Source organism: Bacillus sp. 005/A4HT-01/001, from assembly GCF_004634445.1.
Classification (GTDB): domain Bacteria; phylum Bacillota; class Bacilli; order Bacillales; family Bacillaceae; genus Bacillus; species Bacillus altitudinis.
In genome coordinates this window covers 665,032-681,791 of record NZ_SEIZ01000001.1, presented here as the reverse complement: position 1 = coordinate 681,791, position 16,760 = coordinate 665,032, and the positions used below count along the sequence as shown (strand labels likewise).

At 42.2% G+C, this 16,760-nt stretch carries 15 protein-coding genes; 11 read left to right on the top strand and 4 right to left on the bottom strand.

Annotation, left to right across the window (positions count from 1 at the left end):
- The first annotated feature begins 76 nt into the window (after positions 1 to 76).
- The 5 genes from cls (ES896_RS03615) (at position 77) to ES896_RS03595 (ending at position 6,438) form a co-directional block, all read left to right on the top strand.
- Positions 77 to 1,579 (top strand): cardiolipin synthase, encoded by a 1,503-nt coding sequence (gene cls / locus ES896_RS03615; RefSeq protein WP_057078924.1) that lies wholly within the window; start codon positions 77 to 79, stop codon positions 1,577 to 1,579.
- 105 nt (positions 1,580 to 1,684) lie between these two features.
- Positions 1,685 to 3,400 carry an ABC transporter ATP-binding protein gene (locus tag ES896_RS03610; protein WP_135226414.1) on the top strand — a complete coding sequence of 572 codons (1,716 nt, stop codon included), beginning with the start codon at positions 1,685 to 1,687 and terminating at the stop codon, positions 3,398 to 3,400.
- Between the two features lie 300 nt (positions 3,401 to 3,700).
- Positions 3,701 to 4,630, top strand: a complete 930-nt coding sequence (locus ES896_RS03605) for a DUF6731 family protein (RefSeq protein ID WP_135226413.1) — start codon at positions 3,701 to 3,703, stop codon at positions 4,628 to 4,630.
- A 36-nt stretch (positions 4,631 to 4,666) separates the two neighbouring features.
- A complete protein-coding gene (locus ES896_RS03600) occupies positions 4,667 to 5,278 on the top strand; it encodes a hypothetical protein (protein WP_073412998.1) in 612 nt (203 codons plus the stop codon).
- A 161-nt stretch (positions 5,279 to 5,439) separates the two neighbouring features.
- Positions 5,440 to 6,438, top strand: a complete 999-nt coding sequence (locus ES896_RS03595; protein ID WP_108611062.1) for a S66 family peptidase — start codon at positions 5,440 to 5,442, stop codon at positions 6,436 to 6,438.
- A 198-nt stretch (positions 6,439 to 6,636) separates the two neighbouring features.
- Here the strand turns inward: ES896_RS03595 and ES896_RS03585 are convergent, their stop codons facing one another.
- The 3 genes from ES896_RS03585 to cls (ES896_RS03575) all read right to left on the bottom strand — a co-directional run bounded on the left by ES896_RS03585 (position 6,637) and on the right by cls (ES896_RS03575) (position 9,136).
- Positions 6,637 to 6,891, bottom strand: a complete 255-nt coding sequence (locus tag ES896_RS03585; protein ID WP_008343494.1) for a hypothetical protein — start codon at positions 6,889 to 6,891, stop codon at positions 6,637 to 6,639.
- A 73-nt stretch (positions 6,892 to 6,964) separates the two neighbouring features.
- Positions 6,965 to 7,927 (bottom strand): UV DNA damage repair endonuclease UvsE, encoded by a 963-nt coding sequence (gene uvsE, locus ES896_RS03580; RefSeq protein ID WP_135226411.1) that lies wholly within the window; start codon positions 7,925 to 7,927, stop codon positions 6,965 to 6,967.
- Between the two features lie 12 nt (positions 7,928 to 7,939).
- Positions 7,940 to 9,136, bottom strand: a complete 1,197-nt coding sequence (gene cls / locus ES896_RS03575; RefSeq protein ID WP_135226410.1) for a cardiolipin synthase — start codon at positions 9,134 to 9,136, stop codon at positions 7,940 to 7,942.
- Positions 9,137 to 9,279: 143 nt separating this feature from the next.
- Between cls (ES896_RS03575) and ES896_RS03570 the strand changes: the two genes are divergently transcribed.
- The 6 genes from ES896_RS03570 (at position 9,280) to ES896_RS03545 (ending at position 16,161) form a co-directional block, all read left to right on the top strand.
- Positions 9,280 to 11,391, top strand: coding sequence for a (Fe-S)-binding protein (locus ES896_RS03570; protein WP_135226409.1), 2,112 nt, complete (start codon positions 9,280 to 9,282; stop codon positions 11,389 to 11,391).
- Positions 11,392 to 11,493: 102 nt separating this feature from the next.
- Positions 11,494 to 12,669: an acetyl-CoA C-acetyltransferase gene (locus ES896_RS03565; protein ID WP_135226408.1), complete on the top strand. Its 1,176-nt coding sequence runs from the start codon at positions 11,494 to 11,496 to the stop codon at positions 12,667 to 12,669.
- Between the two features lie 19 nt (positions 12,670 to 12,688).
- Positions 12,689 to 13,552, top strand: coding sequence for a 3-hydroxybutyryl-CoA dehydrogenase (locus tag ES896_RS03560; RefSeq protein ID WP_058213502.1), 864 nt, complete (start codon positions 12,689 to 12,691; stop codon positions 13,550 to 13,552).
- Between the two features lie 11 nt (positions 13,553 to 13,563).
- Positions 13,564 to 14,676: an acyl-CoA dehydrogenase family protein gene (locus ES896_RS03555; RefSeq protein ID WP_135226407.1), complete on the top strand. Its 1,113-nt coding sequence runs from the start codon at positions 13,564 to 13,566 to the stop codon at positions 14,674 to 14,676.
- 16 nt (positions 14,677 to 14,692) lie between these two features.
- Positions 14,693 to 15,835, top strand: coding sequence for an acyl-CoA dehydrogenase (locus ES896_RS03550; RefSeq protein ID WP_017368220.1), 1,143 nt, complete (start codon positions 14,693 to 14,695; stop codon positions 15,833 to 15,835).
- A gap of 128 nt (positions 15,836 to 15,963) precedes the next feature.
- On the top strand, positions 15,964 to 16,161 hold the full coding sequence (locus ES896_RS03545; protein ID WP_135226406.1) for a hypothetical protein: 198 nt from the start codon (positions 15,964 to 15,966) through the stop codon (positions 16,159 to 16,161).
- Positions 16,162 to 16,174: 13 nt separating this feature from the next.
- Here the strand turns inward: ES896_RS03545 and ES896_RS03540 are convergent, their stop codons facing one another.
- Positions 16,175 to 16,648, bottom strand: coding sequence for a DUF2798 domain-containing protein (locus ES896_RS03540; RefSeq protein ID WP_370539276.1), 474 nt, complete (start codon positions 16,646 to 16,648; stop codon positions 16,175 to 16,177).
- Between the last annotated feature and the right edge of the window lie 112 nt (positions 16,649 to 16,760).

Here is a 16,760-nt window from a genome sequence, read left to right as displayed (position 1 = left end):
AAGCAGCAAACCGTGCGTTTCAGACAAGCTGTGCAAAGGGTATGGAAAAGAAAAAGACAGAATGAGGGCGGAGAATGTGAAAAAGAGGAGACTGGAATTTCTATTTTTATATTTCATGATATTCGGGGCATATGTGGTGTTTTGGTGGCCAGTGCCGGCGTGGGGTTTTCAGCTTTACGCAGCTAGTTATATCGCCATCATTTTATTTAGTATTATTTCGCTTATGCTAGAGAACCGGACATCACAGCACACGCTGTTATGGATGTATGTACTGATCTTTTTCCCGATCATCGGCTATATGTTTTATTTGTTCTCAGGACAGCTTTATGTCAAGGGACATTTGTTTAAATCAAAGAGAATGTATAACCGAGAAAAATTACGCAGAATATCAGAGCTTGAGAGTAAACCGGATGAGACGCGTTTAACCGATAATCAGCGTGCTTTTTTTCATTACACAGAAAAAGCAACAGGGATGCATGTAAATACAAATAGTGATATGGAGATTTTAAAGAATGGAGAGGAAACCTTTCCACGTATTTTTGAAGAATTAAAAAAGGCAAAAACGTTCATCCATATAGAATATTACATGTTCAAATCTGATTTCCTCGGTCACCGGATGATGGAGATCCTGATTGAAAAAGTGAAAGAAGGAGTAGAGGTCAGATTCATCTATGATGCGGCTGGCAGTATTCGCTTCTCACGAAAAGATATTAAACGATTGAAGCAGGCGGGGATAAAGGTCGCTCCTTTTCTGCCATTAAAATACGGATTCTTTAATCAAAAATTCAATTTCCGAAATCACCGAAAAATCGTAATTATTGATGGTGAAACAGGATTTGTTGGCGGGCTCAATGTCGGGAAGGAATATGTAGGACGCGATGAAAACATCGGCTTTTGGCGTGACACGCATACGATATTAAAGGGTGAAGCCGTTCAGACACTTCACTCCATTTTTATGCTGGACTGGGAGTATGTATCAGATGAAGTGTTAATTGATGATCCGAAGTATCACACCCCGCATCCTGTGACAGGAAAAGATGTCATTCAGGTCGTGCCGACTGGACCTGATATGAAGGAAAGTATGAGTGATTTATATGACGCACTCATTTCGAATGCACAGCAATTTGTTTGGATTGCGACGCCTTATTTTGTCCCAAATGAATCCATCCGTACAGCGTTAAAAATTGCGGCCACAAGAGGGGTGGATGTGCGTGTGATGGTGCCTGAGATAAACGATGGCTTTCTCACGCAATACGCCACACGATCTTATTTTTCTGAGCTTTTGAAAGAAGGCATCAAGGTGTATCACTATCAAAAAGGCTTCATGCATCAAAAGGTCATGATTGCAGATGGAGAGCTTGCCTCTGTCGGAACGGCAAATGTCGATATGAGAAGCTTCCAGCTCAATTTTGAGGTCAATGTCTTTACAGCGGCAAAGAAGCCGATCGAGCAATTGATGGCTCATTATGAGGAAGATATGAAAGAATGCGAGCAAATGGGACCGGTTCATTTTTATAAAAGGGGCTTAAAGGAACGTTTAAAGGAATCGTTTGCGCGATTGTTTTCAGGTGTATTGTGAGGGTTTCCAGGGAAAGAAATCATTTCCTGATCTAGTATTTCTATGACGATTCCTCTATAATTGAAAATGATTATCAATTATAGAGGAAGTGAGGTTCTTTTACATATGCTAAAACGCTTTTTTGCCTATTACAGGCCTTATCGTGGTCTGTTCTTTTTAGATTTCTTTTGTGCTGTTGCCGTTGGGCTCATGGAACTGGGCTTCCCGCTGATCGTGAATTACTTCATTGATACATTACTGCCGACAGGGAACTGGGCGGTCATTGGCTGGACCGCACTTGCGTTGTTTGTCATTTATGCGATCAGTTCAGTGATGCAATTTATCGTGTCGTATTGGGGGCACATGCTTGGCATTAATATTGAGACAGACATGAGAAAAAAGCTGTTTGATCATTTTCAGCGTCTGTCCTTCAAATTTTTCGATAACAACAAAACAGGCAAACTCATGTCACGGATGACAAATGACCTTATGTACATTGGAGAGGTGGCGCATCACGGACCTGAGGATTTGTTTATTGCGATTATGACCATTCTTGGCGCCTTTGCCGTCATGCTCATGATTAATTGGCAGCTTGCCATTTTAACCTTCTTAATTATGCCAGTCATCATCTGGTTAGCCCTTCATTTTAATAAAAAAATGACACAGGCGATTACACAGCTGAACAATGACATTGGAGACTTTCATGCAAGGGTTGAAAATAATATTGGCGGTATTCGTCTTGTTCAAGCCTTTGCAAATGAACATTTTGAGAAAAAGCGCTTTGCTGAAAACAACAACCGCTTTCGAAAAGCGAAACTTCTTTCCTATAAAATTATGTCGGTCAACGGATCGATCAGCTATATTCTCACAAGGCTTGTGACGCTGTTCGTTCTTCTGGCAGGTACATGGTTTGTCCTTCAAGGTCAATTAACGGCAGGCGGATTTATCGCCTTTGTCTTGATCACAAATGTGTTATTCAGACCAATTGATAAGATCAACACGGTAATTGAAATGTATCCAAAAGGCATTGCCGGTTTTAAAAGCTATGTCGATTTACTGGAAACAGAGCCAGATGTGAAGGATACAGAAGGAGCACGTGATCTTTACGGCTTGAAAGGTGAAATTGAGTATCGAAATGTGACATTTGGCTACGATGAGCACAGTCATGTATTGAAGGATATCAACTTAAAGATCAAACAAGGGGAAACTGTTGCGTTTGTCGGGCCATCAGGAGCGGGGAAATCGACCATTTGCAGTCTGCTGCCTCGTTTTTATGATGTGGACGAAGGAGACATCACCATTGATGGTGTGAGCACAAAATCGATGACCTTGTCCTCTTTAAGACAGCAGATTGGCATTGTGCAGCAGGATGTCTTTTTATTCTCAGGCACCATTCGTGAAAACATTGCGTACGGTAACCTAGAAGCGAGTGATGCAGACATTTGGGAGGCGGTGCGACGTGCCCATTTAGAGGAGCTCGTTCAGCGTTTCCCAGAAGGGTTGAATACGGTCATTGGTGAACGCGGTGTTAAGCTATCCGGCGGTCAAAAGCAACGCCTGTCAATTGCACGGATGTTTTTGAAAAACCCGTCTATTCTTATTTTGGATGAAGCGACGTCAGCACTTGATACAGAAACAGAAAAAGCGATCCAAGACGCACTAAGCGAACTGGCAGTCGGCCGGACGACACTCGTCATTGCTCACCGCCTTGCGACAATTAAACATGCAGACCGAATCATCGTCGTCACAGAAAAAGGCATCCAAGAACAAGGCCGCCATCAAGACTTAATCCAAATGGGCGGCGTCTATAGCAGACTGCATGAAGCGCAGTTTGGTCATTGATTGGATAAAATTTTGGGTTCATCTTTATAGTGCGACTCAGAAATAAGACAAAAGGCTGAATTAAACTATATCTTTTTCTATTTAATACATTTGAAAACTCATCAATTTAAGGAGAAAATGTATCGGTGCGAGGGAATTATGTGAACCTGAAGACTATTTTTCAGTAGAGATAGCAAACGAAATCTGTTTGCAGATAATAATATTTTCTATATATTACAATTTTTTCGTGGTTTAGTGTTTAAATCTAAAAGCATGTACCGATGAAAATAGTGATTGATAAAAATATATAGAGGTGTTTAAGTGGATAAATTAGCGTATTTATACAACTGTTTTGTATCGTTTAATGGACAGAAAACAGATATAGCTCTTGATGATCTTTTAGATAAAATTGTGACTCTAAGGCCAGAAGACAAACTAAAAAGGATAAAGAAAGATGATTATACCAGCCTTAGTATGGTTCCTGAGAATAGTTCAAGAATTAGAAAGATTGGTTTTGGGAAATATAGAAATAAAAAGCCTTATGAAACAGATAAAGGTACTGACATTGTAGAACTTATTAAAAGAGATGTATTAGAGATGAGTTCAGCCGTTTTTATTCCTAATTCCAGATTAGCAATTATAGAATACAATCATTATGGACCTAAAATGAGTGCAATCTCAGATTATTTAACAAGTTTTTTATATAAAGATGATGATAATGTTTGGGAAGTTGAATTTGTGCCGGTTGAAAGTAAACTTGGATGGGAAGATATATCTGCCTCAACTGAAATTAAAAACCTTGAAATAAAGTTGGATATCGGAGGTAAATCAAGACATTTTATTTCAAGGGTTAATAATCCTGAAAGTTTATTTTTTAAATTAATCAAAAATACAGTAACAACACATAATGAATTTGGAGCAAATAAAGCAACTCTAACGTTCAGCAAAGGAAGAAAAGGAACAGGTTTTAATAAAGAAAATTTAATGTCTTTACTAGAATTACTTGAATTAGAGAGTGAACTTTTCGAAACCGTTAAAATTAAATATCTTAGTCCAAAAACGAGAAGAACGGAAACGATCGATTTAAAAAACGAAGGTGTTAAAGGACTATATTTAAAAAATGTAACTATAAATAATAACTGGGAGTTTATATGTAATGAAATTTTAGAGGAGTATCCCAATAACGAAAATTCAACTTTTACAAAATATGGTCCGCTACTTCCCAAAAGAATCTCAGATGTGATAAAATAGAACAAATGTTCCTATTTTAAAGGAGGTCTCTTTTCTATGCATTTTTTAGATCGTCTAGTTAAATATTTAGAAACATGGGGCATATTAATTATTTTGTTTATTGTCACATTGGGTTTAATTTGCTTACTTTATTTTCAAAGAGATCTCACTCTTAACACATTTGAATTCTTTTTAAATGAAAAAGAAGGAGCTTTTCTAACAATAGGGGGTATATTTATTGGGATTTATTTTGCTATTTTCAGCTTTTTTATTGGAATAAAACCCGATTCTGTAATGGCAGATCTTGATGATGAAGATATGCTAACACTGGTTAGATACTTACGAAATAGCTTTATAGGTAGTTTTGTATATATTTTTTTAACCCTCTTGAATTTCCCTTTTTTTACAGGTGTATTTAGAATTTCATTCCATTTCATCCTTGTTGCTTCCTTGTTATACATGCTATTATCAGCGCTTAAAGTGGGCATTTACATGTATCTTACTTTTAAAGGAGATGTAATAAACTTAAAAGACAATATAGAAAATGCAAGAGAAAATTCCTATAAGATTCAAAGAATGTTAAATCATTTTGAAGATTTTCTTGAAGAAGAGAAAAGAAAAGAGCGAGAACTTCGCAATGAGAGAATAAGGAACGAGAGAGAAGATTGAAATATGACTTTAAATGCTCTTATATGAGTAATGATAGAATAATTTAGACTGAAAGCTATCGAAGCTAATAAGAATAAAATGAAGCTTAATCTAGCTTCTAAAAAATCATTGTGCAAAATTTGAAAAAGGTCTTTTTTGCCGTGTAGGAAGGATCTGATGGAATGAAGGGGCTTCGGCGTTTACAGAAGGGCGATAAAATAGGTATTTATTCTCCCTCAAGTCCAGCATCTGCCACCTTCCCTCTTAGGTATGAGCGGGCGAAGGAATGGCTTGAACAAAAAGGATTCAATGTGGTACCAGGATCATTAACAGGGAAAGAGGATCACTATCGTTCGGGAACAATTCAAGAACGAGCAGCTGAGCTGAATGAGCTGATGGCGAGAGAAGATTTGTCTTGTATCATGTCAATGATTGGGGGGACGAACTCGAATAGTTTGCTTCCTTATCTCGACTTTGAGCTGCTGATGAAGCATCCGAAAATCATGATTGGTTATTCAGATGCGACGGCGATTCTTTTAGCGGCTTATGAAAAAACGGGTCTGCCTGTTTTTTACGGGCCTGCACTTGTGCCGTCTTTTGGAGAGTTTGAACCATTTGTCGATCATACATATCAATCTTTCGAGGATATTCTCATTCATCCGCAGCCCATCCCATATCAGGTGAAAAAACCGCCCTTCTGGACGGACGAACGGATCAACTGGGAAGAGAAAATAAGAGACAAAGAAAAACGTCCAAACGAGTGGATGTGCGTCATTGAAGGGCAGGCAGAAGGTAGACTGATCGGCGGGAACCTAAATGCCATGTATGGCATATGGGGAAGTGAATTCATGCCTCAAATCCAAAAAGGCGATATCCTTCTCATTGAAGATTGTATGAAAACCGCCTCCACCGTCGAAAAGAACTTCTCTCTGTTAAAGATAAATGGTGTGTTTGAACGGGTATCTGGTATCCTCTTAGGGAAACATGAGCTGTTTGATGATGAAGGAACGGGCAAAAGGCCGCACGATCTCTTACTTGAAGTACTGGGAGATACAAAGAGGCCGCTCATCGCAGAATTTGACAGTGCCCATACGCATCCGATGCTCACGATGCCAATCGGTACACAAGTAAAAATGAATGCAACGTCAGGCGAGGTTTGGCTGACAGAAGCATGGATATAAGAAAAAGAGCAGCCCTAAGAAACCCTCGCATTCGGTGTCAGTCCTGCGTGCCGGTGCTCACGAATGTGACATTCGCTCCGCGCCGGTACTCGTCCTTCCTAGACTGCAAAGGTTTTTAACTACGCTGAAAAGAAGACAAAGGGATAAAATAAAGTTCATTTTATCCCTTTGTCAGCCTAAGACTGCCTTTCTTTACGATTACGAAGCATTCTCTTTTTCAAATGGCTGAAGGAGGTCTTGTGCCTCTTTTCCTTCTACCACGATTAAATAGTCTGATTCTAAATGAGTGAGCCTAAAGGTTTCTAGCTCTACGATGTTCTTAATGTTGCACATTGTTTTTTTAGAATATACATATAAACGATGCTGAGCGTGCTGGCACTTTTCGTATAGAGAAATAAGCTTATGTAAATTCAATGCTTTCGCAGCAATTCGGATTGAATAGATTTGTGACATCTTCATATCCTCCTGTTAAATACTTTCTCACAATAGCTTTGTTACCCCCGTTGCGATAGAGGTAAACCTTTCTCTACGATTTCCACTCAATGGTGCCTCCGCCCGTCCGCCGATTGCCTCTGATCGCTGACAGTTCCTCAACAAGACGGAGCAAGGCCTGATCCTTTTTCTTTGCCTCAATCATAAAATCCACATCACGACCATACGGCTTTAAAGCTTGAAAAAGTGGCAAAACAAACGACATCTCCACTCCATCCGCATGGCTTCGTATCGCCTTTTCTGATTTAGGTGAAGACAAGTGGATTTTAGGCGGTATGCCAGTGTTTGCCCACGTGTCAAACACTCTTGGCAAAATGTCATCAAGTGCCGCATCATCATCTTTGTTTGCCATGTGATGGTGGTAATCAAATACAAACGGGATGCCATGCTTTTCACAAACATCAAGCGTTTCTAATGACGTGTATGTTTTGTCATCATTTTCAAGCGTCATTCTCGCCTTGATATGTGCAGGAAGCTGCTTTATATTTTCATCAAAACGCTGTAAAGCAGATGCCTTGTCGCCATATGCACCTCCGACATGAATGTTCATATAGCCTTCCTTTTCAAGCTCCATGGCCTCAAGCATTTCATAATGATAGGTCATATCAATGACGGCGTTTTCTGTAATGGCTGGCTTTGGACTTGTGAACAAAGTAAATTGATTGGGGTGAAAGCTCACTCGTAATCCGTGCCGCTTTACGAGTTGACCAATCTCTAGAAATTCTTTGCGAAAGGGTGTCACAAAGTCCCACCGCACCTCAGGATGGGTGGCGAGCGGGACAATCGAGCTTGAAAAACGGTAAAGCGGAATATCATGGGCAATCGCAAAATAAAGCGTTCTTAATGTATTGACGAGGTTGGCTTTCGTCGTTCGCAATAGAGCCTCTGTCCTCTCTTCCTTTGAGAGCTTACTGTATCTTGCAAAGGTCAGCGACTTGGCAGGTGAAGCTTCCCATAAAGTGACGGCGTTGGATACATAACCAAATCGATAACGCATAGGTCAACTCCTTTATAAAAAATACGAGAACAGGGCGCCTATCCACTCAATTGGACGCGTGAGAAGTGGGCGTTGTTTGTATTTTTCTTCAGTCATCAGTTCTGACACTTCCATGTGTTCACGAATCTTTTCCTCTACATGTGCGGTGAAGGCGGGATCATCAATGGCCACATCCACTTCTTCGTTGAAAAACAAACTTCGTTTATCAAAGTTCGCCGTACTGATCATACAACGGCTATGATCGATGAGAATGGCTTTCGCATGATAAAACCCTTTATAAAAACGATACACAAGACATCCAGCAGCAATCAGATCTTTCAAATAATGAAATCCAGCTTCTTTCACAAGCGGGTGATCCGCCTTCATTGGGATGATGATGTCGACAGTCACGCCTCGCTTCCGTGCGTCAAGAAGGGCGCTTAGAAGAGGAGCAGATGGAATAAAATAGGGCGTGCAGATGGTGATTTGCTTTTTCGCCTGTTGAATATCGTGAAGAAATAAGGCCTCTAAAGAAAAACCTGCCGTCGCACGTGTTGTGCACTGTAATGTTCCCGGTTCCAGTGTAGGAAAAACCTCGTATTGCAGCTGTTGAATACCAGATGAGCGGTACAAATCATTCAGAAACACATGCTGGAGGTCTGCGACAACCTGTCCTGTCATGCGCAGGTGATAGTCCTTCCAAATGCCAAACCTACCGTTTTTCCCTACATATTCATCGCCAATATTAAATCCGCCAATGTAGCCGATCTTTCCATCGATCACCGTGATCTTCCGGTGATTTCTCATGTTCAAGCGATAAATGAAAAAAGGAAAACGTGGTTTATTTAAAAAGTAAAATTGAATGCCGCTTTTTTCGAGCATCTGAATGGATGTTTGATCAAATGAATAGGAGCCTAACCGATCTGTGAGCAAAAAAACCGAAACACCTTGCTCTGCTTTCGCTTTAAGTGCTTGCAGAATCCTTTGCCCAATCTTGTCGTTCTTTACAATAAAGAACATCATATGAATAGAAGAAGAGGCTTGCTGTATATCCGTAAGAAGCTGATCAAACAGTGGTTCGCCATCATGATAAAAAACTGCATCGCCGCTTGTTTGGTCAAAAGACCGTTCAAAAGCATGGGTAGAAAAATATTTTCTCCCTATATAAAGATCTAGCCTGACGAGTAGAACAATGACGAAGACGACGAGTAAAATGATCCATGCGATCATGAAGGTTCCTCCTTTTTTACATATGACGATAGTGTACCCAAATGGGCAAAAAATATTGACTGAATACTCATTCATTATTTATGATAGAGGTACAACATGGAAACGGAACAAAGTGGGTCTTGGGGAATGAAAGGGGGAGCAAGATGAATAGCCTTTTAATTGTTAACTTGATTGCATTTGCGGCAGTGACCGCTTACGCTGTGTATTTGTTTATTTATCTCATTCGAACACGAGCGGCGTATATTCGTCTTGGCAAAAAAGAAGAATTTCAAAAATACATGAAAAAACGCTTAGAACGTGTTTGGGTGAATGTGTTTGGGCAAAAGAAACTGCTCAAGGACAAGAAGAGCGGCATCATTCATGTGCTGTTTTTCTATGGATTTATTTTAGTGCAGTTCGGAGCCCTTGATTTTATTATGAAGGGACTTGTTCCAGACAGCGGGCTACCATTAGGTCCGCTTTACGGTGTCTTTACGTTCTTCCAAGAGGTGGTCACACTTCTCATTTTAGTGGCGGTGGTTTGGGCGTTCCATAGAAGATATGTCGAGAAGTTAGTCCGTTTAAAAAGGGGCTTTAAGTCAGGGCTTGTCCTTTTGTTTATTGGCGGATTGATGCTGACCGTATTACTGGGAAACGGAATGAACATCATTTGGCATGGGCACTCACTATCAGCAACTGAGCCAATTGCTTCCGGCATTGCTTTCTTGCTGGGCTGGCTGTCACCACTTGCAGCAACAATTGTGTTCTATGTCGCATGGTGGGTGCATCTTCTTATTTTACTGACGTTCTTAGTGTACGTCCCGCAGTCTAAGCACGCCCATCTCATCGCTGGCCCGGTCAACGTATTTGTCAGCAGATTGGACCCGCCAGGCAAACTGCAAAAAATTGATTTTGAAGATGAGACACAAGAAACGTTCGGCGTTGGGAAAATTGAAGATTTTCGTCAATCTCAGCTGATCGATCTTTACGCTTGTGTGGAGTGCGGGCGCTGTACGAATATGTGCCCGGCGACAGGGACGGGGAAAATGCTGTCTCCAATGGATTTGATTTTACGATTAAGAGATCATTTAACAAATAAAGGGGCTGCCATTACTTCAAAGACACCGTGGGTTCCGCAGCTTGCTTTCAAACAGACGACAGGAAATCAGCTGGCGATGCAGGCAAGAGGAGCTGGAGCGGAAGAATCTGCGGCGAGCGCAATGTATCATCCTTCTCTCATTGGAGAGGTCATTACAGAAGAAGAAATTTGGGCATGCACGACATGCCGAAACTGTGAAGATCAGTGTCCTGTCATGAACGAACACGTCGACAAAATCATTGATATGCGCAGATACTTAGTGCTGACAGAAGGAAAAATGGATGCAGATGCACAGCGTGCGATGACAAGCATCGAGCGACAAGGGAACCCATGGGGATTGAATCGAAAAGAAAGAGAAAACTGGCGTGATCTAAGAGAAGATGTGCACGTACCGACAGTGAAAGAACTGAAAAAAGCAGATCAAACCTTCGACTATTTATTCTGGGTTGGATCAATGGGTGCATATGACAATAGAAGCCAAAAGATTGCTCTTGCCTTTGCAAAACTGCTCAATGAAGCAGGGGTTTCTTTTGCCATCCTAGGCAATAAAGAGAAAAACTCAGGCGATACACCGAGAAGACTTGGGAATGAATTTTTGTTCCAAGAGCTTGCTGCAAAGAACATCGAAGAATTCCAAAAAAATGACGTAACCAAAATTGTCACGATCGATCCGCATGCTTACAATTTATTTAAAAATGAATACCCAGACTTCGGGCTCGAGGCAGAGGTGTACCATCATACAGAATTACTGGCAGAGCTAGTAAAAGAGGGGAAATTAACGCCTATTCATGAAGTGAACGAGGTCATTACTTTCCACGATTCTTGCTACCTAGGCAGATATAACGAGGTCTATGATCCGCCAAGAGATATTTTAAAATCCATTCCGGGTGTGACACTGAAAGAAATGGAACGGAATCGTGAATCCGGGATGTGCTGCGGTGCCGGCGGCGGTTTAATGTGGATGGAAGAAGAGACAGGTACTCGGATTAACACAGCGAGAACGGAGCAGGCCTTACAGGTACAGCCGTCCATCATCAGCTCAGGGTGCCCATATTGTTTAACCATGCTTGGGGATGGGACGAAAGCGAAGGAAGTAGAAGAACAGGTCGGCACATTTGATGTTGCAGAACTTCTTGAAAAATCAGTGTTTGGCGAAACGAGAACGCAGGCTTCATAAAGGTGTCAGGCCGATGGATCGACTGTTCATCGGCCAGTAGACACCGATATTTAAAAGCTGTCTAGCATTTATGTAAGCGGTAACAAACAGGAGGGGAAAGAAATGAGCACGACGGTCATTGTATCTGGAGCGAGAACACCATTTGGGAAACTAGGTGGAACTTTAAGTCGTTTGACTGCTGCAGAATTAGGCGGGATGACGATAAAAGCTGCGCTGGAAAGAGCCTCAAATGTCCATGAAGTGGATGAAGTCATCATGGGCAGTGTGCTTCAAGGAGGACAAGGTCAAATTCCTTCAAGACAGGCAGCTAGACATGCAGATCTTCCTTGGTCGGTTCCGACGCAAACCATCAACAAAGTCTGTGCTTCAGGAATGCGCAGTGTCACGACAGCCGATCAAATCATTCGAGCGGGAGATGCCAATGTGATCGTGGCAGGCGGCATGGAATCCATGTCTCATGCTCCTTATCTTCTGAAAAAAGCACGATGGGGTTACAAAATGGGAGATGGTGCTGTACAAGATGCCATGATTTTAGATGGATTAACCTGTTCGTTTACAGGTGTTCATATGGGTGAGTATGGAAGCATGGCGGCGAAAGAGCTTGGCATCACACGAGAAGAACAGGACCTTTGGGCGTTAAGAAGTCATGAACGAGCCATTGAGGCGCAAAAAAATGGCTTTTTTAAAAATGAGATCATTCCCGTTACCGTCAAGAATAAAAAAGGAGATCAGCTGATTTCAGAAGATGAAGCCCCGAGGCGTGATACGTCATATGAACGTTTGTCAAAACTGATGCCCGTTTTCGATCAGGCAGGTACGATCACCGCTGGCAATGCACCGGGTGTCAATGATGGTGCAAGTGCGCTTCTATTAATGAAAGACACATACGCCATGCAGCAAGGTGAAAAACCTCTGGCAGTTGTGCTTGGGCATGCGCAAGTAGCAGTAGAGGCAAAGGACTTTCCGAAAACACCAGCCTATGCCATCGAAAAAGTGTTAAAGAAAACAGGGAAGCGAGTAGAGGATATCGATTTGTTTGAAATCAATGAGGCTTTTTCAGCGGTGGCATTGGCATGCGAAAAAATGCTTGGGCTGGATCGGCGGAAAATGAATGTGAACGGAGGGGCAGTCGCGATTGGTCACCCGATTGGAGCAAGCGGAACACGTATTATATTGACCTTGATCCATGCACTCAGACAAAGAGGCGGCGGGATCGGCATTGCGGCGATTTGCAGCGGCGGGGGTCAAGGTGATGCGATCATGATCAAAGTGGATTAAAAGGGAGGCGTTCATTGTCATGAGTATAGAAGAGACCGTCATGGTCGTTGGGGCTGGTCAAATGGGCTCGGGTATTGCCCAAGTATTTGCACAGTCAGGTTATACCGTCCTGCTCCATGATACGGAAGAGGAGCAGATTCATCGAGCCATTTCCTCTATGACCAAACAACTGACGAAACGAGCAGAAAAAGGAAAGCTGGCACATCAGGCAGTCCGTGATATTACACAGCGATTGGCTGTTTCAACAGATCTAAAGGATGTACAGCAGACGCATTTAGTGATTGAAGCCGCATCTGAACAAATGAAGATCAAAAAACAAATCTTTGAAACCCTCGATCAATTTGCACCTGATGACACGATATTTGCGACAAATACGTCTTCCTTGTCGATCACAGAATTAGCAGCCGTGACGAACAGGCCAGAGAAAGTGATTGGCATGCATTTTATGAATCCAGTTCCCGTGATGAAACTTGTGGAAGTAATCCGTGCGCTACAAACGGATGATGCCACGTACCAATTTGTTTTTGACACCGCAAAGACATTAGACAAAACGCCAATTGAAGTGGAAGACTTCCCTGGGTTTGTGTCAAATCGCATTTTGATGCCGATGATCAATGAAGCCATTTATACCCTTTATGAAGGCGTGGCAGATGTAGAAAGTATTGACGGCATCATGACGCTTGGAATGAACCATCCAATGGGCCCTCTTCGTCTCGCCGACCTCATCGGGCTCGATACTTGTTTATTTATTATGAATACCCTTCACGAGGGTCTTGGAGATAGCAAATATCGACCTTGTCCTCTTTTGAAAAAATACGTGAACGCAGGCTGGTTGGGCAAAAAGACAAAGAGAGGTTTTTACACTTACCACGACCACTCATAGGGGGAGTCAAGATGGATGTGTTGCTGACAGAAAAACAACGTCTTTGGAGAAAACGAGTAGCAGAATTTGCACGCCAGCATGTATTCCCTGAAATAGAAGCGATGGAACAGGGCGTGTTCCCGAAAACGCTTTTAGCTGAAATGGGTCGGCAAGGCTTTTTAGGCATTCCGATCCCAGATAAGTATCACGGATTAGGGGCAGATTTTACAACCTATATCATGGCGATTCATGAATTATCCAAAGTAAGTGCAACCATCGGTGTCATTGTATCTGTTCATACATCTGTTGTGACGATGCCTATTTTGGCGTTTGGAACAACTGAACAAAAAGAATCCTACGTTCCCAAGCTTGCGTCCGGGCAGAAGCTGGGCGCCTTTTGTCTAACTGAACCGAAGGCAGGATCAGATGCCTCTAGTATTCAGTTGAAAGCAGAGCGCGCAGACGATCACTATGTATTAAATGGAACGAAAATTTTTATCACAAGCGGCGGTGAAGCGGAAGTCTATCTTGTATTTGCCGTGACAGACCCTGCTTCTGCTAAGAAAAATATATCAGCGTTCATTGTGGAGAAGGGGACACCAGGATTTACGATCGGAAAAGATGAGAAGAAGATGGGCCTGCATGGATCAAAAACAGTCACACTTCATTTTGACGGTGTTCGAATTCCAAAAAAACAGCTGCTCGGTGCAGAAGGAGAAGGCTTTAGGATTGCCATGTCTAGCTTAAATGCGGGGAGAATTGGTATTGCGGCTCAAAGCCTTGGCATTGCAGAAGCCGCATTAGCTGAGGCGGTGACGCATTTAAAGCAGCACCCAGCTGGCCTTGAAACGACCATTCGGTTAGGCGATCTAGGCACCAAGCTAGAAGCGGCAAAACTTCTTGTCTATCAAGCCGCCTCTTATAAAGAGGCCAATCGCCCTGTCACGAAGGAAGCGTCGATGGCGAAGTTATTTGCATCTAAAACAGCGGTTGAAATTAGTACAGAAGTCATCCATTTGCTTGGTCTAGCCGGTTACACGAAGCAATACCGAGCAGAGCGGTACTTTCGTGATGCGAAAATTTGTGAGATTTATGAAGGAACAAGTGAAATACAAAGGCTGGTTATTTGTAAACAGCTAATATGAAGTGAGGTGGCTCATGATGCAGTTCCAATTAAGTGACGAACACGAAATGATACAAAAAATGGTGAGAGATTTTGCGAAAAATGAAGTGGAGCCAACAGCAGCAGAGCGAGATGAAACAGAATCGTATGATCCCGCTATTTTTCGTCAAATGGCGGAGCTTGGTTTAACGGGAATCCCTTGGCCAGAAGAAAATGGAGGGATTGGTAGTGATTATTTGGCCTATGTCATAGCGGTTGAAGAGCTCTCGCGAGTGTGCGCCTCAACAGGCGTCACCCTGTCTGCTCACACATCACTCGCCTCATGGCCAATCTATACATTCGGAACAGATGAGCAAAAGGAGACGTATTTAAAGCCGCTTGCAGCGGGTCAGAAGATCGGCGCATACGCACTGACCGAGAGCGGCTCGGGCTCAGATGCCGGCGGAATGAAAACAACAGCAGTAAAAGCAGGGAATGAATACGTCTTGAACGGTGCAAAGATTTTTATTACCAATGGAGGCATTGCGGATTATTATATTGTGTTTGCTGTTACTGACCAGGATGCTTCATCCCGCAATACAACCGCTTTTATTGTAGAAAAAGAGACTCAAGGCTTCTCAATAGGCAAAAAAGAAAGCAAACTGGGCATACGCTCATCGCCAACGACAGAAATCATCTTTGAAGACTGTCGTATACCTGAAAGGAACCGGCTTGGTCAAGAAGGAGAAGGATTTAAAATAGCGATGATGACACTTGACGGCGGCAGAAACGGTATTGCCGCACAAGCTGTTGGCATTGCTCAAGGTGCTCTGGATGCAGCAGTCAATTATGCAAAGGAGCGTAAACAATTCGGCAAACCAATCATTCAGCAGCAAGGCATTGCTTTTAAGTTAGCGGATATGGCAACGGCAATTGAGGCCTCAAGACTGCTCACCTATCAGGCAGCATGGCTTGAAACGAAAGGGCTTCCGTATGGAAAAGAATCAGCTATGTCCAAGCTCTTTGCCGGTGATACAGCCATGAAGGTGACGACAGAAGCTGTACAAATCTTCGGCGGGTACGGCTATACAAAGGATTACCCAGTCGAACGCTACATGCGTGATGCGAAAATCACTCAAATCTATGAAGGTACACAAGAAATCCAGCGGCTGGTCATCTCACGGAAACTGCTAGATATGTAGAAACGAAGTAAAGACCACCTGATATGAGGTGGTCTGTTTTTGTATCAAATGTGAAATCTCTCCAATATGATCTCATATCACCTGATTACTATAGTAAAATTAGGAAAAACAAAATGGAGGTTATCATGATGAACACAACATTTATTGGCATTTTAGGAATCGTCACGATGATCATATGGATTATGGTCTCCACAGAGCTTTCAAAGTCTCCAAAAAGGAAGGGAGAAAAAGAAAACAGCCGCAGAAAACTCATTGTACTCGTGTCTGCGGGCACTTTATTCACCGTACCTTTGGTTTTTTCACTCATTCAGAATATCCAGCTGTAACCTATCCATTCGACTAAACCGCTGCTGTCTGTTTTAATTTCACCCATTTGAAAAAAACAAAACGGACAAGCGGTCCCATAATCAACATCTGCAAAGGGAACGCCAACATGACATTATGACCGAAAATCGTTAAGTAATCAGATAGAATCGATTGTGTTTGAAATCCTGTGCTGATGCTTTGAACGACATATCCGCATAAAGACATGAGACACACCATCCCAAACACGATAAAGATAGAAAGAGTGAGAATAAAATAGATTTTCTTGCCTTTTGGGGCAAAACGGTTGGCTGCTTTTTTTGCTGAAGGCCCAACAATACACATCTCAATCAACAACGTGATGGCAAAACCGATCACATAGGTGAGTACACCTTCTAACCATGTCATATGTCCAAGCCGTCCATTTAGAAATAGGTTATAAAAGAACATCACTGAAAACATACAAAAACACATCAAGACACCAAATTGTATATCTTCTTTTTTTGTCATTGGCAATTCGATCAACCTCTCAAAATTAGTCTATTTATTATAGATTTCTGTTTCAATTCGTCGTAAGTGAACATTTTGTGAAGGAATAATTCCCCTTTTTTAAGAAGAGTAA

Bases quoted from the DNA above. Each gene is read 5' to 3' on its own strand.
- ES896_RS03540 (WP_370539276.1), bottom strand. From the start codon at position 16,648: ATGACAAAAAAAGAAGATATACAATTTGGTGTCTTGATGTGTTTTTGT.
- ES896_RS03585 (WP_008343494.1), bottom strand. From the start codon at position 6,891: ATGTCACAAATCTATTCAATCCGAATTGCTGCGAAAGCATTGAATTTA.
- ES896_RS03560 (WP_058213502.1), top strand. From the start codon at position 12,689: ATGAGTATAGAAGAGACCGTCATGGTCGTTGGGGCTGGTCAAATGGGC.
- ES896_RS03555 (WP_135226407.1), top strand. From the start codon at position 13,564: ATGGATGTGTTGCTGACAGAAAAACAACGTCTTTGGAGAAAACGAGTA.
- ES896_RS03570 (WP_135226409.1), top strand. From the start codon at position 9,280: ATGAATAGCCTTTTAATTGTTAACTTGATTGCATTTGCGGCAGTGACC.
- ES896_RS03610 (WP_135226414.1), top strand. From the start codon at position 1,685: ATGCTAAAACGCTTTTTTGCCTATTACAGGCCTTATCGTGGTCTGTTC.
- uvsE (WP_135226411.1), bottom strand. From the start codon at position 7,927: ATGCGTTATCGATTTGGTTATGTATCCAACGCCGTCACTTTATGGGAA.
- cls (WP_135226410.1), bottom strand. From the start codon at position 9,136: ATGATCGCATGGATCATTTTACTCGTCGTCTTCGTCATTGTTCTACTC.
- ES896_RS03595 (WP_108611062.1), top strand. From the start codon at position 5,440: ATGAAGGGGCTTCGGCGTTTACAGAAGGGCGATAAAATAGGTATTTAT.
- ES896_RS03550 (WP_017368220.1), top strand. From the start codon at position 14,693: ATGCAGTTCCAATTAAGTGACGAACACGAAATGATACAAAAAATGGTG.
- ES896_RS03600 (WP_073412998.1), top strand. From the start codon at position 4,667: ATGCATTTTTTAGATCGTCTAGTTAAATATTTAGAAACATGGGGCATA.
- ES896_RS03545 (WP_135226406.1), top strand. From the start codon at position 15,964: ATGAACACAACATTTATTGGCATTTTAGGAATCGTCACGATGATCATA.
- ES896_RS03565 (WP_135226408.1), top strand. From the start codon at position 11,494: ATGAGCACGACGGTCATTGTATCTGGAGCGAGAACACCATTTGGGAAA.